Origin of the sequence: Bradyrhizobium sp. B120 (assembly GCF_049075665.1) — a bacterium.
GTDB lineage: Bacteria > Pseudomonadota > Alphaproteobacteria > Rhizobiales > Xanthobacteraceae > Bradyrhizobium.
In genome coordinates, this window is the sequence record NZ_CP185242.1 from 1,238,264 (window position 1) to 1,259,512 (window position 21,249).

24 protein-coding genes are annotated in these 21,249 nt (G+C 64.7%); 12 read left to right on the top strand and 12 right to left on the bottom strand.

All coding sequences use genetic code 11. The annotated features are described in order from the left end of the window. Positions 1-89 precede the first annotated feature (89 nt). The 4 genes from ACOIX3_RS05895 to ACOIX3_RS05910 all read right to left on the bottom strand — a co-directional run bounded on the left by ACOIX3_RS05895 (position 90) and on the right by ACOIX3_RS05910 (position 4,529). On the bottom strand, positions 90-2,090 hold the full coding sequence (locus ACOIX3_RS05895) for a hypothetical protein (RefSeq protein ID WP_420968852.1): 2,001 nt from the start codon (positions 2,088-2,090) through the stop codon (positions 90-92). Positions 2,091-2,470: 380 nt separating this feature from the next. Next, positions 2,471-3,241 (bottom strand): hypothetical protein, encoded by a 771-nt coding sequence (locus ACOIX3_RS05900; RefSeq protein WP_420968853.1) that lies wholly within the window; start codon positions 3,239-3,241, stop codon positions 2,471-2,473. Between the two features lie 77 nt (positions 3,242-3,318). Then, on the bottom strand, positions 3,319-3,717 hold the full coding sequence (locus tag ACOIX3_RS05905) for a hypothetical protein (RefSeq protein WP_420968854.1): 399 nt from the start codon (positions 3,715-3,717) through the stop codon (positions 3,319-3,321). A 56-nt stretch (positions 3,718-3,773) separates the two neighbouring features. Next, positions 3,774-4,529, bottom strand: coding sequence for a hypothetical protein (locus tag ACOIX3_RS05910; RefSeq protein WP_420971667.1), 756 nt, complete (start codon positions 4,527-4,529; stop codon positions 3,774-3,776). A 266-nt stretch (positions 4,530-4,795) separates the two neighbouring features. On the opposite strand from ACOIX3_RS05910, the gene ACOIX3_RS05915 reads away from it, so the two are divergent. Both ACOIX3_RS05915 and ACOIX3_RS05920 read left to right on the top strand, forming a co-directional pair. After that, entirely contained in the window at positions 4,796-5,458 is a 663-nt protein-coding gene (locus ACOIX3_RS05915; RefSeq protein WP_420971668.1) for a response regulator transcription factor, read from the top strand. Then, positions 5,455-6,759, top strand: coding sequence for an ATP-binding protein (locus ACOIX3_RS05920; protein ID WP_420968855.1), 1,305 nt, complete (start codon positions 5,455-5,457; stop codon positions 6,757-6,759). The genes ACOIX3_RS05915 and ACOIX3_RS05920 overlap by 4 nt, the downstream gene beginning before the upstream one ends. 267 nt (positions 6,760-7,026) lie before the next feature. Here the strand turns inward: ACOIX3_RS05920 and ACOIX3_RS05925 are convergent, their stop codons facing one another. Then, on the bottom strand, positions 7,027-7,872 hold the full coding sequence (locus tag ACOIX3_RS05925) for a substrate-binding domain-containing protein (RefSeq protein ID WP_420968856.1): 846 nt from the start codon (positions 7,870-7,872) through the stop codon (positions 7,027-7,029). Positions 7,873-7,911: 39 nt separating this feature from the next. Next, on the bottom strand, positions 7,912-8,610 hold the full coding sequence (locus tag ACOIX3_RS05930) for an ABC transporter permease (RefSeq protein ID WP_420968857.1): 699 nt from the start codon (positions 8,608-8,610) through the stop codon (positions 7,912-7,914). A 126-nt stretch (positions 8,611-8,736) separates the two neighbouring features. On the opposite strand from ACOIX3_RS05930, the gene ACOIX3_RS05935 reads away from it, so the two are divergent. Both ACOIX3_RS05935 and ACOIX3_RS05940 read left to right on the top strand, forming a co-directional pair. Further along, on the top strand, positions 8,737-9,549 hold the full coding sequence (locus ACOIX3_RS05935; protein ID WP_420968858.1) for a uridine kinase: 813 nt from the start codon (positions 8,737-8,739) through the stop codon (positions 9,547-9,549). Positions 9,550-9,563: 14 nt separating this feature from the next. Beyond that, positions 9,564-10,388, top strand: coding sequence for a molybdenum storage protein subunit alpha (locus ACOIX3_RS05940; protein WP_420968859.1), 825 nt, complete (start codon positions 9,564-9,566; stop codon positions 10,386-10,388). Positions 10,389-10,450: 62 nt separating this feature from the next. Here the strand turns inward: ACOIX3_RS05940 and ACOIX3_RS05945 are convergent, their stop codons facing one another. After that, on the bottom strand, positions 10,451-10,792 hold the full coding sequence (locus ACOIX3_RS05945; protein WP_420968860.1) for a hypothetical protein: 342 nt from the start codon (positions 10,790-10,792) through the stop codon (positions 10,451-10,453). A gap of 226 nt (positions 10,793-11,018) precedes the next feature. On the opposite strand from ACOIX3_RS05945, the gene ACOIX3_RS05950 reads away from it, so the two are divergent. After that, positions 11,019-11,390: a cupin domain-containing protein gene (locus tag ACOIX3_RS05950; RefSeq protein WP_420968861.1), complete on the top strand. Its 372-nt coding sequence runs from the start codon at positions 11,019-11,021 to the stop codon at positions 11,388-11,390. Positions 11,391-11,414: 24 nt separating this feature from the next. On the opposite strand, the gene ACOIX3_RS05955 is transcribed toward ACOIX3_RS05950, so the two are convergent. From ACOIX3_RS05955 to ACOIX3_RS05975, 5 genes are all read right to left on the bottom strand, one after another. Then, positions 11,415-11,651, bottom strand: coding sequence for a hypothetical protein (locus tag ACOIX3_RS05955; protein WP_420968862.1), 237 nt, complete (start codon positions 11,649-11,651; stop codon positions 11,415-11,417). Between the two features lie 88 nt (positions 11,652-11,739). Next, on the bottom strand, positions 11,740-11,907 hold the full coding sequence (locus ACOIX3_RS05960; RefSeq protein ID WP_420968863.1) for a hypothetical protein: 168 nt from the start codon (positions 11,905-11,907) through the stop codon (positions 11,740-11,742). 43 nt (positions 11,908-11,950) lie between these two features. After that, on the bottom strand, positions 11,951-13,069 hold the full coding sequence (locus tag ACOIX3_RS05965) for an acyl-CoA desaturase (protein WP_420971669.1): 1,119 nt from the start codon (positions 13,067-13,069) through the stop codon (positions 11,951-11,953). Between the two features lie 232 nt (positions 13,070-13,301). Continuing rightward, positions 13,302-13,511 (bottom strand): cold-shock protein, encoded by a 210-nt coding sequence (locus ACOIX3_RS05970; RefSeq protein WP_342724435.1) that lies wholly within the window; start codon positions 13,509-13,511, stop codon positions 13,302-13,304. A 240-nt stretch (positions 13,512-13,751) separates the two neighbouring features. Beyond that, positions 13,752-14,360: a TetR/AcrR family transcriptional regulator gene (locus ACOIX3_RS05975; RefSeq protein WP_420968864.1), complete on the bottom strand. Its 609-nt coding sequence runs from the start codon at positions 14,358-14,360 to the stop codon at positions 13,752-13,754. Between the two features lie 112 nt (positions 14,361-14,472). Here ACOIX3_RS05975 and ACOIX3_RS05980 point away from each other — a divergent pair, with 112 nt between their 5' ends. The 7 genes from ACOIX3_RS05980 to ACOIX3_RS06010 all read left to right on the top strand — a co-directional run bounded on the left by ACOIX3_RS05980 (position 14,473) and on the right by ACOIX3_RS06010 (position 21,125). Beyond that, positions 14,473-15,168 carry a PspA/IM30 family protein gene (locus tag ACOIX3_RS05980; RefSeq protein ID WP_420968865.1) on the top strand — a complete coding sequence of 232 codons (696 nt, stop codon included), beginning with the start codon at positions 14,473-14,475 and terminating at the stop codon, positions 15,166-15,168. A 70-nt stretch (positions 15,169-15,238) separates the two neighbouring features. Then, a complete protein-coding gene (locus ACOIX3_RS05985; RefSeq protein WP_420968866.1) occupies positions 15,239-15,514 on the top strand; it encodes a YiaA/YiaB family inner membrane protein in 276 nt (91 codons plus the stop codon). A 377-nt stretch (positions 15,515-15,891) separates the two neighbouring features. Continuing rightward, on the top strand, positions 15,892-16,947 hold the full coding sequence (locus ACOIX3_RS05990; RefSeq protein WP_420968867.1) for a hypothetical protein: 1,056 nt from the start codon (positions 15,892-15,894) through the stop codon (positions 16,945-16,947). Continuing rightward, entirely contained in the window at positions 16,944-17,819 is an 876-nt protein-coding gene (locus ACOIX3_RS05995) for a HesA/MoeB/ThiF family protein (protein ID WP_420968868.1), read from the top strand. Before ACOIX3_RS05990 ends, ACOIX3_RS05995 begins: the two co-directional genes overlap by 4 nt. Further along, entirely contained in the window at positions 17,816-19,015 is a 1,200-nt protein-coding gene (locus tag ACOIX3_RS06000) for a hypothetical protein (RefSeq protein WP_420968869.1), read from the top strand. The genes ACOIX3_RS05995 and ACOIX3_RS06000 overlap by 4 nt, the downstream gene beginning before the upstream one ends. Further along, positions 19,012-20,133, top strand: coding sequence for a GNAT family N-acetyltransferase (locus tag ACOIX3_RS06005; RefSeq protein ID WP_420968870.1), 1,122 nt, complete (start codon positions 19,012-19,014; stop codon positions 20,131-20,133). Before ACOIX3_RS06000 ends, ACOIX3_RS06005 begins: the two co-directional genes overlap by 4 nt. Then, positions 20,130-21,125 carry a hypothetical protein gene (locus ACOIX3_RS06010; RefSeq protein WP_420968871.1) on the top strand — a complete coding sequence of 332 codons (996 nt, stop codon included), beginning with the start codon at positions 20,130-20,132 and terminating at the stop codon, positions 21,123-21,125. The genes ACOIX3_RS06005 and ACOIX3_RS06010 overlap by 4 nt, the downstream gene beginning before the upstream one ends. The last annotated feature ends 124 nt before the right edge of the window (positions 21,126-21,249 follow it).

Below are 21,249 nucleotides of genomic sequence, written 5' to 3' on the forward strand. Positions count from 1 at the left end.
GGATTGTTCATCAGCGGAACTGACGAGTTTATGAGTACGAGTTTATGAGTACGCGCCCTAGAGCGTGATCGAGCGAAGCGGCAGCGCCGCTAGACGATGGTCGTGAGCACGAATGCGTGCCAGGAGCCCCAGTCGATGCCGTCAAACGCGCGCACATACATCGGCTCGGCGCCGGTGGCGGCACCGCCGCGGACCCACACGTCATCGACAGCCGCGGCGCTGACGTCGATGACGGTGCTGGCTGCCCAATGGGAATTCGCGGAGGTCCAGAAGTAGCCGCTGTCGGCGGTGTTGCCGCCGTCGAAGAACTGATACTCGGTCGCGGGATTTCCGTCGACATCGGAATAGGACAACAAATTGCTGACCTGGCTCCACTCGTTGACGTGCAATGTCTGATCGCTGATCGAGGCGACCGGCGCGTGGTTTGGCAGCGACGTCAGGGTAAAGCTGTCCCAATTGCTCCAGGCGGTCCCGTCGAAGGCCCGCACATACATGGTTTCGGAACCGCCGGCGGTGCCGCCTCGCACCCAGATATTGGCCAGATCGGACGCTGCAACGTCGATGGGGGTGCTGGCTGCCCAGTGTGAATTGTCGGGCGTCCAGAAATAGGCGCTGTTCGCGGCCCCGCCGCCGTCCCAGAACTGGTATTTGGTGATCGCATCGCCGTCGGCGTCGGATGCCGTCGTCCAGTTGACGAGCTGCGCCCACTGCGCGGCGTTCAGCGTATGATCGCTGATCGCAACCGTCGGGGCCGTGTTCGTGGACGTCAGGTTGAAGCTGTCCCAATTGCCCCAGGCGGTACCGTCGAACGCCCTGACCCACATGGTCTCGGAGCCGGTCGCCGAGCCGCCCTGAATCCAGAGATTGTCCAGGTCGGACGCCGAAACGTCGATCACGGTGTTGGCCGCCCAGTGCGCATTGGCAGGCGTCCAGAAGTAGGCGCTGGTCGCGGCGGTGCCGCTGTCCCAGAACTGATACTTCGTGATCGTATCGCCCTCGGCATCGCTGGTGCTGAGCCAGGCTTCGGGTTTGACCCATTGATTGACGTGCACCGACTGGTCGTTGATAGCAGCAACCGGTGGCGTGTTGACCGTCGACGTCAGCGTGAAAGTATCCCAATTGCTCCACGCGGTGCCGTCGAAGCCCCTGACCCACATCGTCTCCGAACCGGTCGCCGAGCCGCCCTGGATCCAGACATTGGCGAGATCCGCGGCCGAAACGTCGATCACGGTGTTGGCGTCCCAGTGGGAATTGGTCGGCGTCCAGAAATAGGCGCTGGTCGCGGCCGAGCCGCTGTCCCAGAACTGATACTTCGTGATCGCATCGTTGTCGGCATCCGATGTCGTCAACCAGTTGCCGACGGTCACCCACTGGTTCATGTGCACGGAATGGTCGCCGATCGTCACGACGGGGGCCGAATTCGTCGACGTCAACGTGAAGGTATCCCAGTTGCTCCAGTCCGTTCCGTCGAACGCTCTGACCCACATGGTCTCGGAGCCGGTCGTGGAGCCGCCCTGGATCCAGACATTGGCGAGGTCCGCGGCCGAAACGTCGATCGTCGTGTTGGCAGCCCAGTGCGAATTGGTGGGAGTCCAGAAATACGCGCTGGTGGCGGACGATCCGCTGTCCCAGAACTGGTACTTGGTCGCAACGTCGCCGTTGGCGTCGGAGTAGTTCAGCCAGTTCGTGACCTGCGCCCATGTATTGGTGTGCAGCTGCTGGTCGTTGATCGTGGCGACCGGAGGCGTGTTTGGAATCGTCGTGAAGGTGAATGCGGTCCAGGTGCTCCAGTCCGTCCCGTCGAAGGCGCGTGCCCAGAGTGTCTCGCTGCCACCGACCGAACCCGCACGCACCCACACATCGGAGAGGTCAGACGCTGCAACATCGATGACGGTGCCCGCATCCCAATGGCTATTGCTGGGAGTCCAGAAATAGCCGCTGGTTGCGGCGGTGCCACTGTCAAAGAACTGAAAGCTCTGCGCGGGATTGCCGTCGGCATCGAAATAAGTCAGCCATGGCTGCACCTTCTGCCACTGATTGTACAACAGGCTGTGGTTACCAATCGTGACGACCGGTGGGGTATTGGCCATGGGTTTGCGTCCTCGTGGTGCGCCGGTCGAAGCCGGCTAATGTCCAAGGTGCAAGGCAATCAATTCTGTGCTCGCGAAGCGCGCTGGTGCTGAACCAGCATCATTGAGCCGAGAGCAGCGCATCAAAAAAGCAGACAGTATCGAGATGAGGATCGCAGAATTTGAGTGCGGCATCTATGACGGGCGTCACACCCGCTGGCCGAGCCAACTGCGGCAAAACGTCCTAGACCTCGCTTCGTAACCACGTCACACAGAGGGGCTCCGTTCACGTAGTTCGCGACAGACCATCGCCCGCGAACCGATCGATCGCGAGACGATGATCGCGACGCGCCAACATACCCGCACGAGAACGATGTCCGGTGCGGGCAGAGGCCTGGCGTTCACGCATGCTCCCCCGCCCGCTGCGGCAGGATGAAGACCAGGGCCGCGATCGCAACGGCGAGAGCGATCGATGCCGTGTAGCGGCTGAGCGCAAGGCCGCCGTGATCGAGCGGCTTGTCGAGGAAATCGCCGACGGTCGCGCCGAGCGGCCTGGTCAGGACGAACGCGATCCAGAACAGCACGGTGTGCGACACCCGCGTCCAGAGATAGGCGGCGGCAACGATGGCGATGCCGGCGGCGAACACGATGGCGCCGCCGCTGTAGCCGAGGCCGGTGGAGTCGGCCATCCAGTCGCCGAGCGCGGTGCCCAGCGTCTGCGAGAACAGGATCGTGATCCAGTAGAAAGTTTCGGCCGCCTTGTTGTCGATCGACGCGATCGAGACCGTTCCCATGGTGCGATGCCACGCGGCAAGGGACACAACGAGCAGTCCGGCGAGCAGCGACGAGCCGCCGAGATATCCGATTCCGAGCGAACGGTCGACGAAGTCGGCAAAGGTCGTGCCGACGGTCGTCGTCGCGATGATCACCGTCCAGTAGAGAGCCGGGTGAAAGCGCTTCGCCGACATCTGCGCTGCGACGGCAGCAGCGAAGATCACCGCGAAGATCGCGGTGCCGACGAGATAGCCGAGATTCATCGACATCGTGACGGCGTCGCCGCCGGTCTCGCCGAGCGTCGTGGCGAGAATCTTGATGACCCAGAAGCCGAGCGTGACGGCGGGGACTTTTGCCGCGCGCTCGTCCGCGGCGGTGTCGTGCAACAATAATTCCATGGGGTTCTTCGCTCCAGAAGGCCGGGTCGCCGGCGGACGATGCCGCCGGCGGGCAGTCGAGGTGACGGACGGAGAGATCAGGCCTTCATCGAGTCCATGATCGACAGCAGCTCGGCGAGCGCCTTCTTGCATTTGGCGGCATCCGGATTGGTCTCACGCACCGCCTCGAGCGCACGATCGATCGCCTTGTCGACCGTGTGCCAGTCCGCGGCCGCGCGCGGCTTCAATCCGGCTTCCGCTTCGTCCCATTTGGTCTCGAGATCCTTGATCCGCGTCTTGGCGCCGACGAGGTCACCCTTGTCGACCAGTGCCGCCACATCGGCGGCGATGCTGCGAAATGGCGCCAGGTCGCCGAGCCTGGCGGCGGCCGTCTGCGTGTGCGGCAGCAGCCTGAGGCCTGCGTTGGCTTCGGGGAGCGGCTGGATGACTGTGAGCGCAACGATCGCGGTCGCAAGGCCGAGTGTCGTCTTGTTCATGGGTGGTTCTCCTTTGTGGGGTGCTTCGATGGGTATCCGTCGGGCGCATGGCGAATTCACGCGCCGGGCGACGCCTCGGGCTTGCCGCCGGCGTCGCCTTCGAACGACAGCCAGGCGACCAGCGCGACGATCACCGTCAGGAAGGCGAGGCTGGTGTAGATCGTGCCGAAGCCAAGGCCGCCGTACTCACGGGCCTGGGACAAGAGGTCGCCGAACGATGCTCCGAGCGGACGCGTCAGGATGTAGGCGAGCCAGAAGGTCAGAACCGCGTTGGCGCCAAGCGCGTAGGCTGCCGCTATGGCGGCGATCAGTGCCGTGAACGCGACCACCCCGACGTTGAAGCCAAGGCCCAGCGCTTCGGTCGCCAGATCGCCCGCAGCCGTGCCGAGCGCGAATGTGAACAGGATCGCGGCCCAGTAGAACAGTTCGCGCCGTTGGGTCACGATGCTGTGGATCGACAGCGTCCGCTCGACCGAAAACCAGATCGCGAAGGTCGTGGCCAAGGCGATCGCGAAGGCGGCGGTGCTGACGTAGAGGCTGATCTCGAGCTTGTCGGTCAGCGCATCGGTGATCTGCGTCCCGACGATGCTGACGAGCACGACCGTCAGCCAGTAGACCCATGGCACGTAACGGTCCATCCGCAGCTGGATGGCCAGCACTGCGGCAAGCAGCGTGATCATCAGCAGCCCGGTCACACTGGTGCCAAGGCCGACATGGACGGCGAGGTAATCCGCGCCGGTCTCGCCGACCGTGGTCGACATGATCTTGATCAGCCAGAAGACGAGAGTGACTTCGGGGACCTTGTTCAGCATGCTGCGGCCGATGGGTCTGATATCCAGCACGGTGTAAAGCTCCGCTTTTGAGAGGGTCGGCGGTTCCGCCGAGTTCGAAGGCGAGCGTGCACCGCGAGACTTAGCCCCGGCTTAGGTGGGCGGAGCGGCCGCCATTGGGGCGCCGAAAGCCCCTAAGCCGCGGCTAAGTCGAAACTGATATGATCGCGCAAGCGTCGCCGGCCGATCGGTGCGACGCAGTTTCGCCGGGCCTACTCCCGGCGCGGATCGGGATGGATTGCCAGGCGATGCGGGTGCTCGTGGTGGAGGACGACAGGATGATCGGCGCCGCCGTGGTCGAGGCGCTGCGGGATGCCGCCTATGCGGTCGACTGGGTGCGCAATGGCGATCTCGCCATCGAAGCCAGCCGCAGCGAGACCTACGACATTGCGCTGCTCGATCTCGGCCTGCCGTTGACTGACGGTCTCGACGTTCTCAAGGCGATCCGGGAGCGCGCCTCGCGCCTTCCCGTGATCATACTCACCGCACGCGATGCGCTGAACGATCGCATCCGGGGACTCGATCTCGGCGCCGACGATTACCTGGTCAAGCCGTTCGAGATCGCCGAGTTGCTGGCGCGCATGCGCGCGGTGCTGCGGCGCGAGGGCAGCGGAGCGCCCCCGGTTCTGACCAACGGCGCGCTTCATCTCGACCCGGCAACGCGGGAAGCCATTTTCTGCGAAGAGAAGGCCGTGCTCAGCGCACGCGAATTCGCCCTGCTGCAGGCGCTGCTGGCCCGGCCGGGAACGATCCTATCCCGCGCCGAGCTCGAACGTCAGATCTATGGCTGGCGCGAGGAGGTCGAGAGCAACGCGGTCGAGTTCCTGATCCACGCCGTGCGCAGAAAGCTCGGCGCCGCGGCGATCAGGAACGTGCGCGGCGTCGGATGGATGGTGGATCGTTCGAGATGATGAGATCGCTGCGCGGACGCCTGTTCGTCGGACTCACCGCGATCATCCTGTTGACCGGCGCCGTCGGCGGACTGCTGGCGTACAGATGGGCCTACAGCGAAGCGATCGAGATGCAGGACTCCGTGCTGATCCAGATCGGCAGCTTCGCGCTGAGCGCTCCGATCCGGCAAAGCCGCCCGGTCACCGGCATCGACGCGGAAGCCGAGGTTGCCGTCGTCGAGCTCGGCGAGGCGCCGCGCGGCTCCGCCGACGATCGCCGACTGTGGGGGCTGAAGGATGGGCTGCACAATGATGTCTATCACGGGCAGCCGGTCCGCGTGCTGCTTCGGACCCGGCCGGACGGCAGCCGCTTTGCGGTGACGCAGCAGACCGAGATCCGCACCGAGATCGCGGGCGATATGGCCGTCCGCACGCTGTTGCCGATCGCCGCGCTGGTGCCGTGCCTGTTGCTGATGACGGCATTCGTGATCGCCCGATCGTTCCGCCCGATGTTGCGCCTCGCCGGCGATCTCGATGCGAGCAGGGTGGATGACGTCGGTGCGTTGCCGGTGACGGGCGCGCCGAGCGAGCTGCAGCCGTTCCTTGGCTCGATCAACGGGCTGCTGGGGCGGGTGCGCGTCATGATGGATCAGCAACGGCGTTTCATCGCCGACGCGGCCCATGAACTTCGAACGCCGGTCACCGCGCTCAGCCTGCAGGCGGAAAATCTCGCTTCCCTCGACATGCCGGCGGAGACGCGCGACCGGCTCGATGCGTTGAAGAGCGGCATGCGGCGCACCAAGCATCTGCTCGAGCAACTCCTCGCGCTGGCGCGTCAGGACGCTGCGCCAGCCACCGTGAGCGCACCCGTGGCGCTGGACAAGATCGCAAAAGGCATCGTCGCCGATCTGCTGCCTGAGGCCGCAGCGCGCAACATCGATCTCGGCTTCACGACGGTCGAGGTGGTCGCGGTGAACGCTGATGAGCTGTCGCTGATCTCAGCGGTCCGGAACCTGGTCGAGAACGCAATCAAGTTCACGCCCAACGGAGGCGCCGTCGATCTTGCCGTCGGCAGGGAGGACGGAATGGCCGTCATCCAGATCGAGGACACCGGGCCGGGGATTCCGCCGCAGGATCTGGCGCGGATCGGCGAGCCGTTCTTTCGCGGCGGCCAGCCGAGCGGCGAGGGCGCCGGGCTCGGGCTCTCGATCGTGAAGCGGATCGTCGATCATGCGGCCGGTTCGGTTCTGTTCGAAAATGTGACTGGTGCCGGACGTTCAGGCCTGCGCGTGACCGTCAAGCTGCCGGCGACCGACCGGTGAGGTCTGGTCGCCGGCAGAATGCGCGCCAGCAGTGCGGCATCATTGCCATTGCAGCTTGAGACCGGTTCGGCTTACCGCTACCAGTGCAGTTCGGATGCGGGCCATTGCAATCGCCCCGTTGATGACGTCGGTTCTCAACTGAATAGCTTTAAGCTGATCATCAGTTGGAGCATACTTGCAATCAGCCGGCCGCTCTGAGGCTCTGCCCCCGCAGTAGGGCAAGCCGGCGCGTGCTTACGGAACGCAACCGGGCCGCTCCTTGTCCCCTCAAGCATTGGGATCGTTCGCATTGGGATAGAACAGCTGCTGGCCGTTGATCTTATAGCCGGCGATCGCGCTCTGTCCCTCCGGTGAAATCAGAAAATCGATGAAGCGCTGGCCGGCTTCCTTCTTTACCGCGGGATGCTTGATTGGGTTGACCAGCATCACCCCGTACTGATTGAACAGCCGCTTGTCGCTTTCAACCAGGACGGTCAGGTCGCCGCGATTTTGGAACGCCAGCCATGTGCCGCGGTCGGACAACACATAGGCGTTTGACGCCGAGGCCATGTTCAGCGCCGCACCCATGCCCTGGCCGATTTCCTTGTACCACGAGCCGCGTTCGTTCACGATGTCGATGCCGGCCTCCTTCCAAAGCTTCAGCTCGGCAATATGGGTGCCGGAATGATCGCCGCGGGAGACGAACGGCGCGGCTCTGGTCTTGATGGTCTGCAGCGCAGTGAGGACATCCTTGCCCTTGATGCCTGCCGGATCGTCCTTCGGACCGATGACGACGAAGTCGTTATACATCACGGGATAGCGCTTCACGCCAAATCCTTCCGCAAGGAATTTCTCCTCCGCGGATTTGGCGTGCACGAAGACCACATCGGCATCGCCGCGGCGTGCCGTATCGAGCGCCTGGCCGGTGCCCTGTGCCAGCACCTTCACCTCGACACCCGTCTTCTGCTTGACGATCGGGAGTAGGTAGTCGAACAGCCCGGAGTCCTGGGTGGACGTCGTCGATGCCACGACAATTGACTGATCTTCCGCCCGACCCGGATGGGTGAAGGTCTGAGCACTGAGCGCGGCAAACGCGATGATTGAGATGCGAAGTGAGCCGAACCAATGCTTCATGTGAGCGATCTCCCTTGGAACAATCATATTTTTGGCGCTTCAGCGAGCGGTCAGGATGCGTCCGATCAAAAAGCTCAACGCGCTTACGGTCATCGAGAGGATGACGAGGATGATGCCGAGCGCAAGCGCGAGGCTTAACTCTCCCTTGCTCGTCTCCAGTGCGATGGCAGTGGTCATGGTGCGCGTATAGCCGCGCACATTGCCGCCGACGATGATGATCGCGCCGACCTCGGCGATCGCTCGGCCGAACGCAGCGAGAAACGCGGTTAATAGCCCGTCGCGTCCGATAGCCATGAGCGGCAAGGTGGCACGCAAGCGCGAGGCGCCGTCGACGAGAAGGGCATCGCCGTAACGAGCCCAGACATCCACCATCATCCGGTGCACCAGTGCAATGACGATGGGAATGCCGAGAATGGCCTGCGCGATCACCATCGCGGTTGGCGTGAACAAAATCCCGAGCGCCCCCAACGGCCCCGATCGGGATAGGAGGAGGTAAACCGCAAGCCCCACCACGACCGGCGGCAACCCCAGGAGCGCATTGACGACAACGATCAACGCAACTCGACCCCGGATCCGGTAGATGGCCAGTGCCGTCCCCATTGGCGCCCCGATCGCGAAAGCAAGGAGGCTCGCCGTCAGGCTGACGCCGAGCGACAGGCCGACGATCTGGCGTAGCTCCGGATCAAAACGGCCGATAAGGCTGGCAGCCATTGCCAGCGCTTGGGTAAAATCATTCATGGTCTCTTACTAAGCCAGACCTCGGCAAATAAGCAAAATGATCGAGGTCTTGAGGCCCGGCCCGGTTACCGCTACCAGTGCAATCCGGAAGCAATGCCAGGCGCATTGGAGATAAGGACGTTTCTCATGGCAAACACGACGGCGGAGCTTGAAGCGCTCCTGATGCAGCGGTCGCTGACCGATCCGCAACTCCTGGCGACGGCAGAGGCGGCGTCGAACTTCCGGATCCTCCCCGATGCCGCAGTGATCAAGATCGGCGGCCAGAGCGTCATCGACCGCGGCCGCGCCGCGGTCTATCCGCTGGTCGACGAGATCGTCGCCGCCCGCAAGGCGCACAAGATGCTGATCGGGACCGGTGCGGGCACCCGCGCCCGGCATCTCTACTCGATCGCGGCCGGGCTCAGACTGCCGGCCGGCGTGCTCTCGCAGCTCGGCGCCTCGGTCGCCGATCAGAACGCCGTGATGCTGGGCCAGCTGCTGGCCAAGCACGGCATCTCCGCGGTCAGCGGCGCCGGCCTCTCGGCCGTGCCGCTCTATCTCGCCGAGGTGAACGCCGTGATCTTCAGCGGCATGCCGCCTTACGGGTTGTGGATGCGGCCCGCAGCCGAGGGCATGATCCCGCCCTACCGCACCGACGCCGGATGCTTTCTGGTCGCCGAGCAGTTCGGCTGCAAGTCGATGATCTATGTGAAGGACGAAAACGGCCTCTACACCGCGAACCCCAAGACCTCGAAGGGCGCCACCTTCATTCCGAAGATCTCGGTCGCCGAGATGAAGGCGAAGGGATTGCAGGATTCGATCCTCGAATTCCCGGTGCTCGATCTGCTCGCCACCGCGCGCCATGTCCGCCAGGTGCAGGTCGTCAATGGCCTCGTCCCCGGCAATCTCACCCGCGCGCTCGCGGGCGAGCATGTCGGCACCATCATCACCGCGAACTGAGCAGGGACACGACCATGGATGACACCATCAAGCACGTCGCTTCGCCGCTCGCGCGCCAGACCCTGCTCGACAGCGATCTCACCCGTCCCGTTGCCGGCGGACGCCCGATCCCGCTGCTGCCCTGGCTGCAGGTGGTGAAGATCGGCGGCCGCTCCATCATGGATCGCGGCCATCAAGCGATCCTGCCGATCGTCGACGAGCTGCGCGCGCTGCTGCCCGAGCACCGCATGCTGATCCTGACCGGCGCCGGCATCCGCGCCCGTCATCTCTACAGCGTCGGCCTCGACCTCGGACTGCCGGTCGGCTCGCTGGCGCCGCTCGCCGCAAGCGAGGCCGGCCAGAATGGCCACATTCTCGGCTGCCTGCTCGCGCCGGAGGGCGTGTCCTATATCGAGCATCCGACCATCGCGAGCCAGCTCGCGATCCATCTCTCCGCGGCCCGCGCGGTGGTCGGCAGCGCGTTTCCGCCATATCACCATCATGAATTCCCGGTCTCGCGCATCCCGTTGCACCGCGCCGACACCGGTGCGTTCCTGATCGCCGATGCGCTCGGCGCCGCCGGCCTCACCATCGTCGAGGACGTCGACGGCGTGTACAGCGACGATCCGAATGGTCCCGACGGCAAGAAGGCCCAGCTGCTGCGCGAGACGAGCTTCACCGATCTTGCCAAGCTGAAGGGAACGCTGCCGTTCGATCCCGCGCTGCTCGAGGTGATGGCCAACGCACGGCACATTGAACGCGTCCAGGTCGTGAACGGCCTGGTCCCCGGCCGGCTCACCGCGGCGCTGCGCGGTCAGCATGTCGGCTCGATCATCCGCACCGGCGCGCGGCCGGCCTGATACGAATGCAAGCGTCGCGCGCCGGGTTTGCCCGGCGCGCGACAATCCAACCGGGTCGGCGATTACTTGATCGTGGCGTGCACGGTGATGACCGAGGTGCCGGAGGCCTTCGGTCCCTGACCTGTTGCCTTGATGGCAAACGTATCGCTGCCCTTGTACTTGGCCTTCGCCCTGTATTCGAAGGTCGATGCGTTGATCTTTTTCAATTTGCCATAGGCCGGCTTTTGCGAGATCGACGAGTCCGTCACCGTGCCGCGGATCCCGATCGGGATCTGGCAGCTTTCGCCTGCTGCGACGTCGATGTCGCCGGTCGAATTCTCGCCCCAATCCGCCAACGTCACCGACATCGAGCATTCCGGCACGGGCTGCGCCGAGGATGCCGGCGTGACACTTGATGCTGACAAGATGAACGCCAAAGCGGCGACGACGATACCCGTTTTCATGCAAGGCCCACTGCTGAAGATGTTCAGTGCTGGAATCCTGCAACGTGGAAGCAGGGGTGGCAAGGGCTTCGCCTCAGCGGTGTGACATGTGTTGAAATGCTTGGGCGCTTGTTGCGTCGTTGGAGCGCCGCCATAGTCGCGCCCGATCCGGTCGGGACAAAGGTGCGCGTGACAGGAAAGGGTTCCAATGGCTGAAAGCAACGACGATCAGACAAGCGCTCGTCAAGCCGGCTTCGCCGGCGTCACGCGCAAGACCCTCGAGCGACTGCAACTGCCCGGCGATCAGCGCGAGCTTGTCGTTGCCGAGGTCACCTATCCGCCCGGCGGCGTTGCTCCGCTGCACCGGCATCCGGTCGGCGGCGTGATCTTCATCGTCGGAGGTGTTGCCGAGTCCGCCTATGGCGACGAGGCGCCGCGACAATATCGGGCGGGCGAGACCTTGCAGGATCGGGCCGACGTTCCGCACACGCTGTTTCGCAATTGCGACCCGGAACGGCCGCTGCGCTTTCTGACCATCTACGCGCTCGAACCCGGACGCGCCTACACGATGGAGCCGTGAGGTCTGGGTGTTTCCGTGGGCTGTTCAGATCATCACGAGCTTGATCTGGCCGCCTTCAATGGTTCCCGCCGCAAGGGCATCGCGAGCCATCTTTTCGAAGGTCGGCCAATTCGCGAGAAGATATTTGTGCGCCTGCATCTTCGTCGGGAATGTGGTTTGCAGGGTGCAATCCTGTCGTGCGTTTCCGTTCGCAATCTGAAAAGACACCGCTTGGGGTCCCTCATTGATCTCTTGTTCGGTAGGCTTGGGAAGCTTGCGCATGCTGCTCCTTCGAAATTCTTCGCGCTCGTCGCGAATGGAATTCGGTCGTATCCCGGGGCGGGCGATCCGGTCGGGTGGTGCGCGGGGCTTAATCGACGTCGGCGGCACCAGCCGCGGTCTTTTTGGCTTTTACCGGGCGCGGCTTCGACACCTGGTCCGGGCTCGGCGTGTTACGCACCGCCTCGGTCAGCATCTCACGCAATTCGGCCTTGGTCTTGGGTGGTTCGCGCTTGCTCGGTTTTTGCCAGTTGCTCATTGACTTTATATGGGGATGCCCGAGGCAAAATGCTACCGCTCCCTCAAGCTTTCGGGTTTACCCCGGCCACCGGCGGCGGAACGGCCAGAAGGAAGCAGACCGATTCCACCAGCAGCTCATGTGCACGGTCGACGATGTCGTCCAACGATGGCGTCTTCGCAAACATGGCCTGGGCTTCAGCCAACAACTGCTCGCGCGTCGGCATGCTGGGCAGATGCAAATCGGCACGATGCTGCAACAGAAAAAGCGCGTCCCGCACCGACAATCCGGTTTCGTGGATTGAGGATTTGATCGCCTGCGCAATGTGTTCGGGGTTGAAACGGCCGGCAAGCTGCTCAGCCGTCCGCTTGATCACGCGCGATCCCAGGCGCTGCTCGTTGCGGAGAACCTGCGCGGGCGGCGCCTTGAGATCCCAGACGACACCGAACCAGGACAAGACCACCAGGACATAATAGGTCGCATCGATCTCCCACCAGCGGAAGCCCTGCCGCGCGCTGCTTTGATAGGCGTGGTGATTGTTGTGCCAACCCTCACCCATCGTAACCAGCGCCAGCAGCCAATTGTTGCGGGAGTCGTCGCCCGTCACATATCGCTTGCGACCGTGAACATGTGCGAGGGAGTTGATGCAGAACGTCGCGTGGTAGAGCAGCACGGTGCTCCAGAAGAAACCGGCCAGGAGCCCCGGCCACCCGGCAATGAGGAAGCACAGACATGCGACCACGACCGCCGGCAAAATCTCAAATTTGTGCAGCCACATCAACTCCGGATACGCGGCAAAATCCGCAACTTTCGTCAGATCAGTCGCATCGTGCTGTCGATAGAAGATCCAGCCGAGATGGCTGTACACGAAGCCTTTGTGCCGGGGTGAATGCACATCCTGCTCGGTATCCGAATGAAGATGGTGATGTCGATGTTTCGCAGCCCACCACAGGACGCTCTTCTGGGCGCTGCTCTGGGCCAGGAATGCGAGGATGAACTGAAACGTCCGGCTGGTCGAATAGGCTCGATGCGAGAAGTAGCGATGATACCCGGCCGTGACCGCAAACATGCGCAGCCAATACAGCGCGACGCAAATTGCAATCGCCGGCCATGAGACGCCCGACCAGATCGCCGCCAGACACCCCAAATGGACCAGCACGAACGGGAGCACCTGCGGGTACATGATGTCGTCGTGCCGCGGAGCCGGATCGATCTTGGTGGACACGCTCGCGACCTCAGCTGCTTCGATGCGCAGGCCGCTTTGCCGGCGGACGGTTCAAGTCCTGGTCGTGGCGGGCATTGCGCGCGGTGTTGATAAAGAGAACCCCGCGGCCGGGTGACCAGTCGCGGGGTCGCGTAACCAGAGGCTTTGCCAGTTCATCCGTGGTCAAAGCAGCATGGCTAATTGCCGCAGCTTACACCGCGCGCAGATTGTCCGCAGCAGATTTGCCGGTCCGGCGGTCTGCCACGATTTCAAAAGAAATCTTCTGACCCTCGTTGAGGGAGCTCATGCCGGCGCGTTCGACTGCGCTGATATGAACGAAAACGTCCTGGCCGCCGTCGTCCGGCTGAATGAAGCCGAAACCCTTTTGGCCGTTAAACCACTTCACAGTTCCCATGCTCATGGAACATCGTCCTTTAGTACAGATGCGTGTTTGGAGCCGCACCCGAGGGCGCAGCAGGCTAAGTCGAAGTTCAGGGGGTGAGGGTCGTCAGTCAGGCACGCTATCAGCGGCGAGGCCAAGTCGTTCGGCCGAAACTCGATCCGAGGTAAGTAACTACAGTTCGATCGTTCCGCAAGGGGCCTTCCTCCTTTCTCTGCCTGACCGCACGGCGGGGACACCGTGCGATTACGGGCACCTGCGCTAATCCTTCATCGCCGCCAGGCCGTCGACCATCGCGCGCGTCAGGGTCGAGATCTCGCTGCGCAGCGCGCCGATCGGCACCGCGATCAGCTTGTGCTCCAGCCCGAGCGCGACCATGCCGTGGACGGCGGAGAACAGGCTGCGGGCGGTGACGCCGAGCTGTGCCGGCGAACGCTGCGGAAACAGCGCGGCGAGCGGCTTATAGATGTGGCGGAACAGTTCCATCTGCTCGGTGATGGCCCATTCCGGCACCGGCTTGCCGGGCTGCATGCGATGCTCGAACAGCGCGCGCCACAGTTCGAGATTGTCGGCGGCGAAGTCGCAATAGGCGACCGCGATCCGCACCAGCATCTCGCGCGGCGCCGCCGCGCCGCGGATCTCGGCCAGCGACAGCGAAGCATCGAGCCGGGCCAGCGTGCGGGAGCCGACGCGCAGGATCAGCTCGTCGACATCCTCGACCAGATTGTAGACGCCGCCATTGGCGACCCCGATTTCCTGGGCCAGTTCGCGGGTTTTCAGGCCACCGAGACCCTTTGCCGCAATTGCCCGTTCCGCCGCCTCGATCAGCGCTTCGCGCAGTTTTGCACGTCGTTCCAATGCTTTGGACATGTTTCACCCGTCGTTAATCACATGTATGAGCGTTGCTCAAATAATTCTTGAGCAATGCTCATTATGTGGTACAAGAGATTCATGAGCGATGCTCATAACAGGGAGTGACCAAATGTTCAAAACTGTTTTGACGATTTTCCGCGGCAGCGTGGCGGCAGCCGAGGAGGAACTGCAAGATCGGACCGCTCTGGTCGTCCTCGACCAGCAAATGCGCGATGCCGCCGCCGCGGTCGACCGCTCGAAACGGACCCTGGCGCTGGCCATTGCCGGCGACCAGCAGGAGGGCCGGCGGCTCGAGGCGACCAATGCCCGGATCGCCGATCTCGAGGTGCGCGCCTCGGCGGCGCTCGAGGGCGGCCGGGACGACCTCGCCCGCGAAGCCGCGCAGGCGATCGCCAACCTCGAAGCCGAGCGCGACGCCGCGATGACCGCGCGCGCGCTGTTCGCCACCGAGATCACCCGGCTGAAGCGCCACGTCGCCAATGCCGAGGCGCGCATTGCCGAGCTCGATCGCGGCAGGCGCCTCGCCCGTGCCTCGGAAGCCGTGCGCTCGCTGCGCCGAAGCGGCATCGAGGCGGCGCGGCCCTATGAGTCGACGCTGCCGGAAGCGGAAGCCACGCTGAAGCGGCTGCGCGAGCGGCAGATGGAGACTCAGGCGGCCGACGACGCGCTGTTCGAGATCGACACCGCCTCGGGACCATCAGCCACCGCCGAGAAGCTCGCCGAGCAGGGCTTTGGCCCGCGGATGAAATCGACGGCCGACGACGTGCTGGCGCGCTTGAGAGCCAAGCGCCCGCCTGCCGCCTGAGAACTCAAGCCTGAAACCTCGAGCCTGAAACCAAGCCAACTTCAAATCACCTAACATCAAGGAGACGACCATGAACCAGACCATCCAACCCCACAGCGGCGCTTGGGTCACCTTCACCTACGCGTCCTTCGCAGCCTCCGCCTTCCTCGTCGCGGTCGGCGTGTTCTTCCTGCCGATCAGCATCTGGATGCAGGGCTATCTGACGATGGGCATCGTGATGCTGGTCCAGACCTGCATCACGCTGACCAAGACGGTGCGCGACAATTACGAGAGCGGCAAGTTCGTGAACCGGATCGAGGACGCCAAGGCCGAGCGCCTGCTGATGGAAGTGTCCAAGGCAGGGTGAGCCGGAGCCAGGACGAAGCGGCGGGTGTTTCGCACCCGCCGCTTTTGCCTAAAACGCTTTGCGCCGATCGGGCGCTAGACTTAGCAGTCCCGTCATCCTGAGGAGCGCGTAGCGCGTCTCGAAGGATGCACGGCCCGGCTGGTGGCCGTCGACCCTTCGAGACGCGCGTTCCGCGCTCCTCAGGGTGACGGTGAAGGAGCACGCACTCTGCCGCTACGAGCTGCGCTCGCAATGACGGTGGATAGGCCGCGGGCCGCTTACCACCAACTTGTTCCGTTTCCGGAAGGCCTTGTTTACCCTGCGGCAAACAGCGCCAGGTTGCACTCATGGCTCTTTAACAGGCCAAAGTGCAGAGATCGCGCCCGAGGGACATAGAAATGGCGTCCACCGACAATCGCACGCCCGCTTCGCGCGGCAGCAGGAGCCTTGCCAAAGCGCGCGCGGCCTTTGACGGCCTGCGCAGCCACGGCGGCTTCTGGCTGAAGGCGCTGTCGCAGCCGACCATCGATCTCACCTTGCGCACCCAGGCCGGCCAGCGCACCCGCATCGTCGAATCGCCCGGCCTGTCGCTGCCAAAGGACGAGCTCGACGCGCTGGTCGAGCAGTTGCGCACCGTCGCCGCCAAGACGCTGCCCGAGGAGAGCCTGAGCTACGGCATCTTCTCCGGCGAGCCGGAGCGGCTGTCGCGCGCCGTTATCACTTTGATAACAGAGGAAGACAGCGGACGACCGATCGCCTTCAACGCCCTGTCAGTGATGGACGTGCCGCTCGACGGCGAGCCCACCGAAGTGACCCATCTCGGCCTCGTGATGGTCGATCCCGATGTGCGCGGGCAGGGACTGTCCTGGGTGCTTTACGGCCTGACCGCGCTGGTGCTGTTCGCCCGCGATGGCTTGCGGCCGAAATGGATCTCCAACGTCACCCAGGTGCCGGCGGTGGTCGGCATGGTCAGCGACACCTTCTCGGACGTATTCCCGTCGCCGCTGCCGGGCGCGCGGCAGAGCTTTGCGCATCTGCAACTGGCGCGCGGCATCATGGCACGGCATCGCGCGGTGTTCGGCGTCGGCGACGAGGCCGGCTTCGACGAGGCGCGTTCGGTGATCACCAATGCCTATACCGGAGGCTCGGACGCACTGAAGAAGACCTTCGAGGTCGCACCGAAGCATCGCGATGCCGTCTACAACGAATTTTGCGAACGCGAGCTCGACTACGGCCGCGGCGACGACGTGCTGCAACTCGGCCGCATCGATCTCGCCGGCGCGCGGCGCTACCTGATGAGCGAGGTGCCTTCGGGCTCGCTGCCGGCGCTGCTCGCGGCGTCCGCGATGCTGGCGTTGCAGCGGCTGGTGCTGCCGGTGGTCTACTGGATGGACGACAGTCGCGCCTTCGGCACCTTGCGGCCGTGCAGGCAGGAGAACGGGACCGCGCGATGAATTTCGATTATTACTCGTTCACCGGCCGCAACATCGGCTTTATCGACGAGCACGAGCAGCAGCTGCTGCGCCGGGCGCGGGTGTTCGTCTGCGGCGTCGGCGGCATGGGTGGCGCCGCCTTCATGGCGCTGGCGCGCGCCGGCGTCGGCAAGTTCGTGATCGCCGACATCGATCGCTTCGAAGTCTCCAACCTCAATCGCCAGGTGTTCGCCTTTGCTGACGAGGTCGGCCGCGAGAAGGCCGCGGTCGCGGCCGAGGCCGCCAAACGCATCAATCCGACCATCGAGGTCGAGGTGCTCGGCGAGAACTGGACCAGCGAGCTCGCCGGGATTGCCGAACGCTGCCCGGTCATCGTCAACGGCATGGACGATATCGCCGCCGGCGTGCATCTGTACCGGACCGCGAAAGCCGCCGATGCGACCGTGATCGACGCCTACATGTCGCCGCTGCCGTCGGTGATCGTGGTGCGTCCGCACGATCCGCGGCCCGAGCAGCGGCTCGGCTTTCCGACCCTGGTCAAGGACTGGACCGAGATCACCGAGGACGATCGCCGCGCTGCGATGCGGGCCGAGATCGAGCACGTGATGCTGCACTCCTCGTCGCGCAACTATGTCGACCTTGCGATTGCCGGCGAAGTCGCGGCCGGCCGCCGCAGCCGGATGTCGTTCGCGCCGATGGTGATCTCGACCGGCATGCTGATGGCCTATGAAGCGGTCGCGCTGATCCTGGGGCGCACCTCCGGCACCGATTGCCGCGGCTGGTTCCTCAACCCGCATCGGCCGGCGATCGAGAGGCCGCGCAATGCGCTGGTCGCTGCCCTGATGCGCCCGCTGGTGCGGCGGGCGATCGATCAATTGACGGGCGCCGCATGACCTCGGGCGTGATCGCCGATTCCATCGTCAACCTCTGCGGCGCCATCGGCGTCGTAGTGGCGATGATGACGTTCTACCGGCGCGATCCCCGGAGCCCGCTGACGCGCCGCTTGCTGCTCGCGCTCGGCGTGATCGCACTCCTGTTCCTCGACCGCGGCGTCGCGTGGTGGAGTGGAAGCCGGCTGCTCGATCGCCTCTCGGTGATCCCGGCCGCGCTGATCCCGCTCGGCGCGCTTGTTGTCACCGAAGGCATCCAGCGCCGGCACGCGCCGCGCGCGGTCAAGATCGCGGCGCTCGCCGGCGGCATCGTGCTCGGCCTCGGCGGTCTGTTCGGGTTGCAGCGCTTTGCGATGCCTTATGCAGTCGCGCTGGCGCTGTTCCAGCTCGTGGGCTTCGCCACCTGCGCGCTGCTGCTGGCGACGCGCGACCGCGCCGCGCTGATGGCCTCGGAAAACCGCAGCATCGGCCGCATGGCGGTCGGCGCACTGGTGGTGATCCCGTTCATCCTCACTGACTTCCGCACGCTATTCCCCGACATCCCGGTCCGGCTCGGCGCGCTGGGTGCGCTGCTCACCGTGACCGTGATGCTGATCGCCGGCGGCGGTGCCGAGACGCGCCGGCACGGCCTTGCGATGATGGCGCTGCGGCTGATCTCCTCGGGGCTGCTCGGCCTCGCCGCCGCCTTCATGGCGCCCGACGTCGATGCCGCGCAGATGGTCCGGTTCGTCGCGGTGGCGATCGCCGGCGTGCTGACCATCGGCCTGATGACGGATGCGCTGCGCGCGCTGTTCGAATCGCAGGAGCCGGGCGTGCTCAATTCGGTCGCGGCGTCGCCGGCGCAGACCCGCGAGCAGCTGATCGCCGAGCTCGCGCGGCATCCGATCTTCGAAAGCGCGCGGCGTTTCCGTGAAGGCGAGCTCGCGCTTTACGATCCGCCGCTGCTGCGCGATTTCCTGTCGGCGAGGCGCGTGCTGCGCCGGCCCGATGCGCCGTGGGGGCTGGCGCCGACCGACCCGGCCGCCGAGCGTATGGTGTCGCTGATGACCGCCAACAGCGCCTCGCACGTCATCGTGCTCGCGCACGATCCGATCGACCTGATCGTGCTCGCCGTCCCGGTGACCGCGGCCGATCCCGCCACCGAGACTGCACTGGCGCTGGTGCGGCGGCTGCTGGCGCTGACCCCGGAGGCCAAATGACGCTTGAGATCCGAGAGGGCGACCGCAGGGCGGCGTTCGACGCCGCGCTCAATGCCTATGGGCCGGACAGCCTCTACGTGCCGCCGCTGTGGAGCGATTTCGACCGGATGTTCGATGCCACGAAGAATCCGTTCGTCACCGAAGGCCACGGCCGCTATGCGCTGTTCTCGGCGCATCGCGACGGCCGTCCGGTCGGCCGCATCGCCGCCTCGATCCACGACGCCTCCAACCGCAAGCACGGCACCCGCCACGGCGCGTTCGGCTTCTTCGACTGCATCGACGACGTCGAAGTGACCGATGCGCTGCTGCGTGCCGCGGAGCAATGGCTGTCCGCGCGCGGCATGACCCGCATTGCCGGCAATTTCAATCTGACGGCGATGCAGCAGATCGGGGTGATGACCGACGGCTTCGACCATGCGCCGTTCACCGACATGATGTGGTCGCCGCCGCATATCGCACAGCATCTCGAACGCGCCGGCTATGCCGCGACCTTTCCGATGACGACGTTCGAGATCGCGCTCGACGGCGGCAGGCCGGAGCAATTGCTCGGCGACAAGCAGCGCGCGGTGCTGGCCGACACGGACTTCGTCTGGCAGCCGATCAAGCGCTCCGCCTTCAAGGTGCGGCTGGAGGATGCGCGGCTGATCCTCAATGACGGCTTTGCCGACAATCCGATGTTCGTGCCGCCGACCGCCGCCGAATATCTGTTCCAGGCTGGCGACATGATGTGGATCATCGACAAGCGGATTTCGACCGTGGTCTATCACCGCGGCCGGCCCGCCGGCGCGATCATCGCGATCCCCGACCTCAATCCGCTGATCAAGGCGATCGGCGGCCGGATCGGGCTGACGGCGCCGTTCAAATTCGTGCAGCACCGCATGCTGAACACGCGCGCGGTGCTGATCTATCAGTCGGTCTGCCGCGACCTGCACAACCGCGGCCTCAACGGCGCGATGCTCTACCGCACCGCGCTGGCCCTGCAAGAGGCCGGCTACCGCACGCTCGGCGGCACCTGGATCGCCGACATCAACGCGCCGTCGCTGCGCCAGGTCGAGAAGGCCGGCGCCACGCCGCTGCACCGGCTGCATCTGTTCACCAAGCGGCTGGCCGCGGCATGAGCGAGCTGACGCCGGATTTGCTGCGCGAGCTGGTCGCGGAGGCGCGGCTGGCGCCGAGCGTCCACAACATCCAGCCGACCCGCTGGCGGCTGCTCGGCGACAGGCGGCTGGCGCTGGTCGACGATATCAGCGTGCGCGCGCCGGTTGCGGATCCCGCCGGACACGACGTGCTTGTGTCGCACGGCGCAGCGCTGGAGGGCATGAGCCTCGCGCTCAACCGCCGCGGCCTCGCGATCACGGCGATGACCACGATCGAGCAGCCGCTGTCGCCGCAATTTACCGCGCTCTGCAGCTTTGCGATCAGGCAAGGTGTCGCGCCCGATCCGTTGGCCGGCCATGTGGCGCACCGGATGTCGTGGCGCGGCAAATTTGCGGCGTCGCCCGATGAGCCCGCGCCGCTGCTGCAGCTCGCCGTCGCGCGTGACGATCTGGTCTGCATCTGTCATCGCCAAGCAATTGCCGATATCGCCGGCTGGGCCGACCAGGCCGAGTTCTCCTTCGTGCACGGCGACGACTACCGGGCCGAACTGCTCGAATGGATGCGGCTGTCGCCCAACGATCCGCGCTATCTGCTGGATGGTCTCAATCGCGATGCGCTTGCGATGAATGCGGTCGAGGCCACCGCCGCCCGCTTCGTGCTCGGCAGCCTGTTCAGGCCGCTCGATCGTCTCGGCCTCGCCGCATCGCTGCTGTCAGACAGCGCCAAGACCGCTTCCGCCGCGGCGATCGTGCTGTTCTGTCGTCCGGTCGGTGAGGATCCACTCACGACAGGGCGGCATTTCTACCGCAGCTGGCTGGAGATCGATCGCGCCGGGCTCGCGGCATGCCCGATCTCGGCGCTGGCCGATCACCCCGACTTCAACGACCTGCTGCGCAAGGTCGGCAAGATCGGCACCGATCTGCGCCTCGTCAACGTGTTCCGCGTCGGCCGGCCCGCAAAACCGTTGAAACCGCGGCATTTCCGGCTGCCGGTCGATCGGCTCATCGTGTAGATTTTTTGTATTGACGCGTTTTCGTCACGCGAACCGGTATCCACGTCGCTCGAAAACGCTCTAGGATGTACTCACAAATAGAGCTCGATATCTGCTGTCAAAGCTTCACGGGGTCGTGCTATGA

Excerpts from the sequence above, each read along its gene's own strand:
- ACOIX3_RS05895 (WP_420968852.1), bottom strand. The coding sequence starts at position 2,090 with ATGGCCAATACCCCACCGGTCGTCACGATTGGTAACCACAGCCTGTTG.
- ACOIX3_RS05900 (WP_420968853.1), bottom strand. The coding sequence starts at position 3,241 with ATGGAATTATTGTTGCACGACACCGCCGCGGACGAGCGCGCGGCAAAA.
- ACOIX3_RS05905 (WP_420968854.1), bottom strand. The coding sequence starts at position 3,717 with ATGAACAAGACGACACTCGGCCTTGCGACCGCGATCGTTGCGCTCACA.
- ACOIX3_RS05910 (WP_420971667.1), bottom strand. The coding sequence starts at position 4,529 with ATGCTGAACAAGGTCCCCGAAGTCACTCTCGTCTTCTGGCTGATCAAG.
- ACOIX3_RS05915 (WP_420971668.1), top strand. The coding sequence starts at position 4,796 with ATGCGGGTGCTCGTGGTGGAGGACGACAGGATGATCGGCGCCGCCGTG.
- ACOIX3_RS05920 (WP_420968855.1), top strand. The coding sequence starts at position 5,455 with ATGATGAGATCGCTGCGCGGACGCCTGTTCGTCGGACTCACCGCGATC.
- ACOIX3_RS05925 (WP_420968856.1), bottom strand. The coding sequence starts at position 7,872 with ATGAAGCATTGGTTCGGCTCACTTCGCATCTCAATCATCGCGTTTGCC.
- ACOIX3_RS05930 (WP_420968857.1), bottom strand. The coding sequence starts at position 8,610 with ATGAATGATTTTACCCAAGCGCTGGCAATGGCTGCCAGCCTTATCGGC.
- ACOIX3_RS05935 (WP_420968858.1), top strand. The coding sequence starts at position 8,737 with ATGGCAAACACGACGGCGGAGCTTGAAGCGCTCCTGATGCAGCGGTCG.
- ACOIX3_RS05940 (WP_420968859.1), top strand. The coding sequence starts at position 9,564 with ATGGATGACACCATCAAGCACGTCGCTTCGCCGCTCGCGCGCCAGACC.
- ACOIX3_RS05950 (WP_420968861.1), top strand. The coding sequence starts at position 11,019 with ATGGCTGAAAGCAACGACGATCAGACAAGCGCTCGTCAAGCCGGCTTC.
- ACOIX3_RS05955 (WP_420968862.1), bottom strand. The coding sequence starts at position 11,651 with ATGCGCAAGCTTCCCAAGCCTACCGAACAAGAGATCAATGAGGGACCC.
- ACOIX3_RS05960 (WP_420968863.1), bottom strand. The coding sequence starts at position 11,907 with ATGAGCAACTGGCAAAAACCGAGCAAGCGCGAACCACCCAAGACCAAG.
- ACOIX3_RS05965 (WP_420971669.1), bottom strand. The coding sequence starts at position 13,069 with ATGTACCCGCAGGTGCTCCCGTTCGTGCTGGTCCATTTGGGGTGTCTG.
- ACOIX3_RS05970 (WP_342724435.1), bottom strand. The coding sequence starts at position 13,511 with ATGAGCATGGGAACTGTGAAGTGGTTTAACGGCCAAAAGGGTTTCGGC.
- ACOIX3_RS05975 (WP_420968864.1), bottom strand. The coding sequence starts at position 14,360 with ATGTCCAAAGCATTGGAACGACGTGCAAAACTGCGCGAAGCGCTGATC.
- ACOIX3_RS05980 (WP_420968865.1), top strand. The coding sequence starts at position 14,473 with ATGTTCAAAACTGTTTTGACGATTTTCCGCGGCAGCGTGGCGGCAGCC.
- ACOIX3_RS05985 (WP_420968866.1), top strand. The coding sequence starts at position 15,239 with ATGAACCAGACCATCCAACCCCACAGCGGCGCTTGGGTCACCTTCACC.
- ACOIX3_RS05990 (WP_420968867.1), top strand. The coding sequence starts at position 15,892 with ATGGCGTCCACCGACAATCGCACGCCCGCTTCGCGCGGCAGCAGGAGC.
- ACOIX3_RS05995 (WP_420968868.1), top strand. The coding sequence starts at position 16,944 with ATGAATTTCGATTATTACTCGTTCACCGGCCGCAACATCGGCTTTATC.
- ACOIX3_RS06000 (WP_420968869.1), top strand. The coding sequence starts at position 17,816 with ATGACCTCGGGCGTGATCGCCGATTCCATCGTCAACCTCTGCGGCGCC.
- ACOIX3_RS06005 (WP_420968870.1), top strand. The coding sequence starts at position 19,012 with ATGACGCTTGAGATCCGAGAGGGCGACCGCAGGGCGGCGTTCGACGCC.
- ACOIX3_RS06010 (WP_420968871.1), top strand. The coding sequence starts at position 20,130 with ATGAGCGAGCTGACGCCGGATTTGCTGCGCGAGCTGGTCGCGGAGGCG.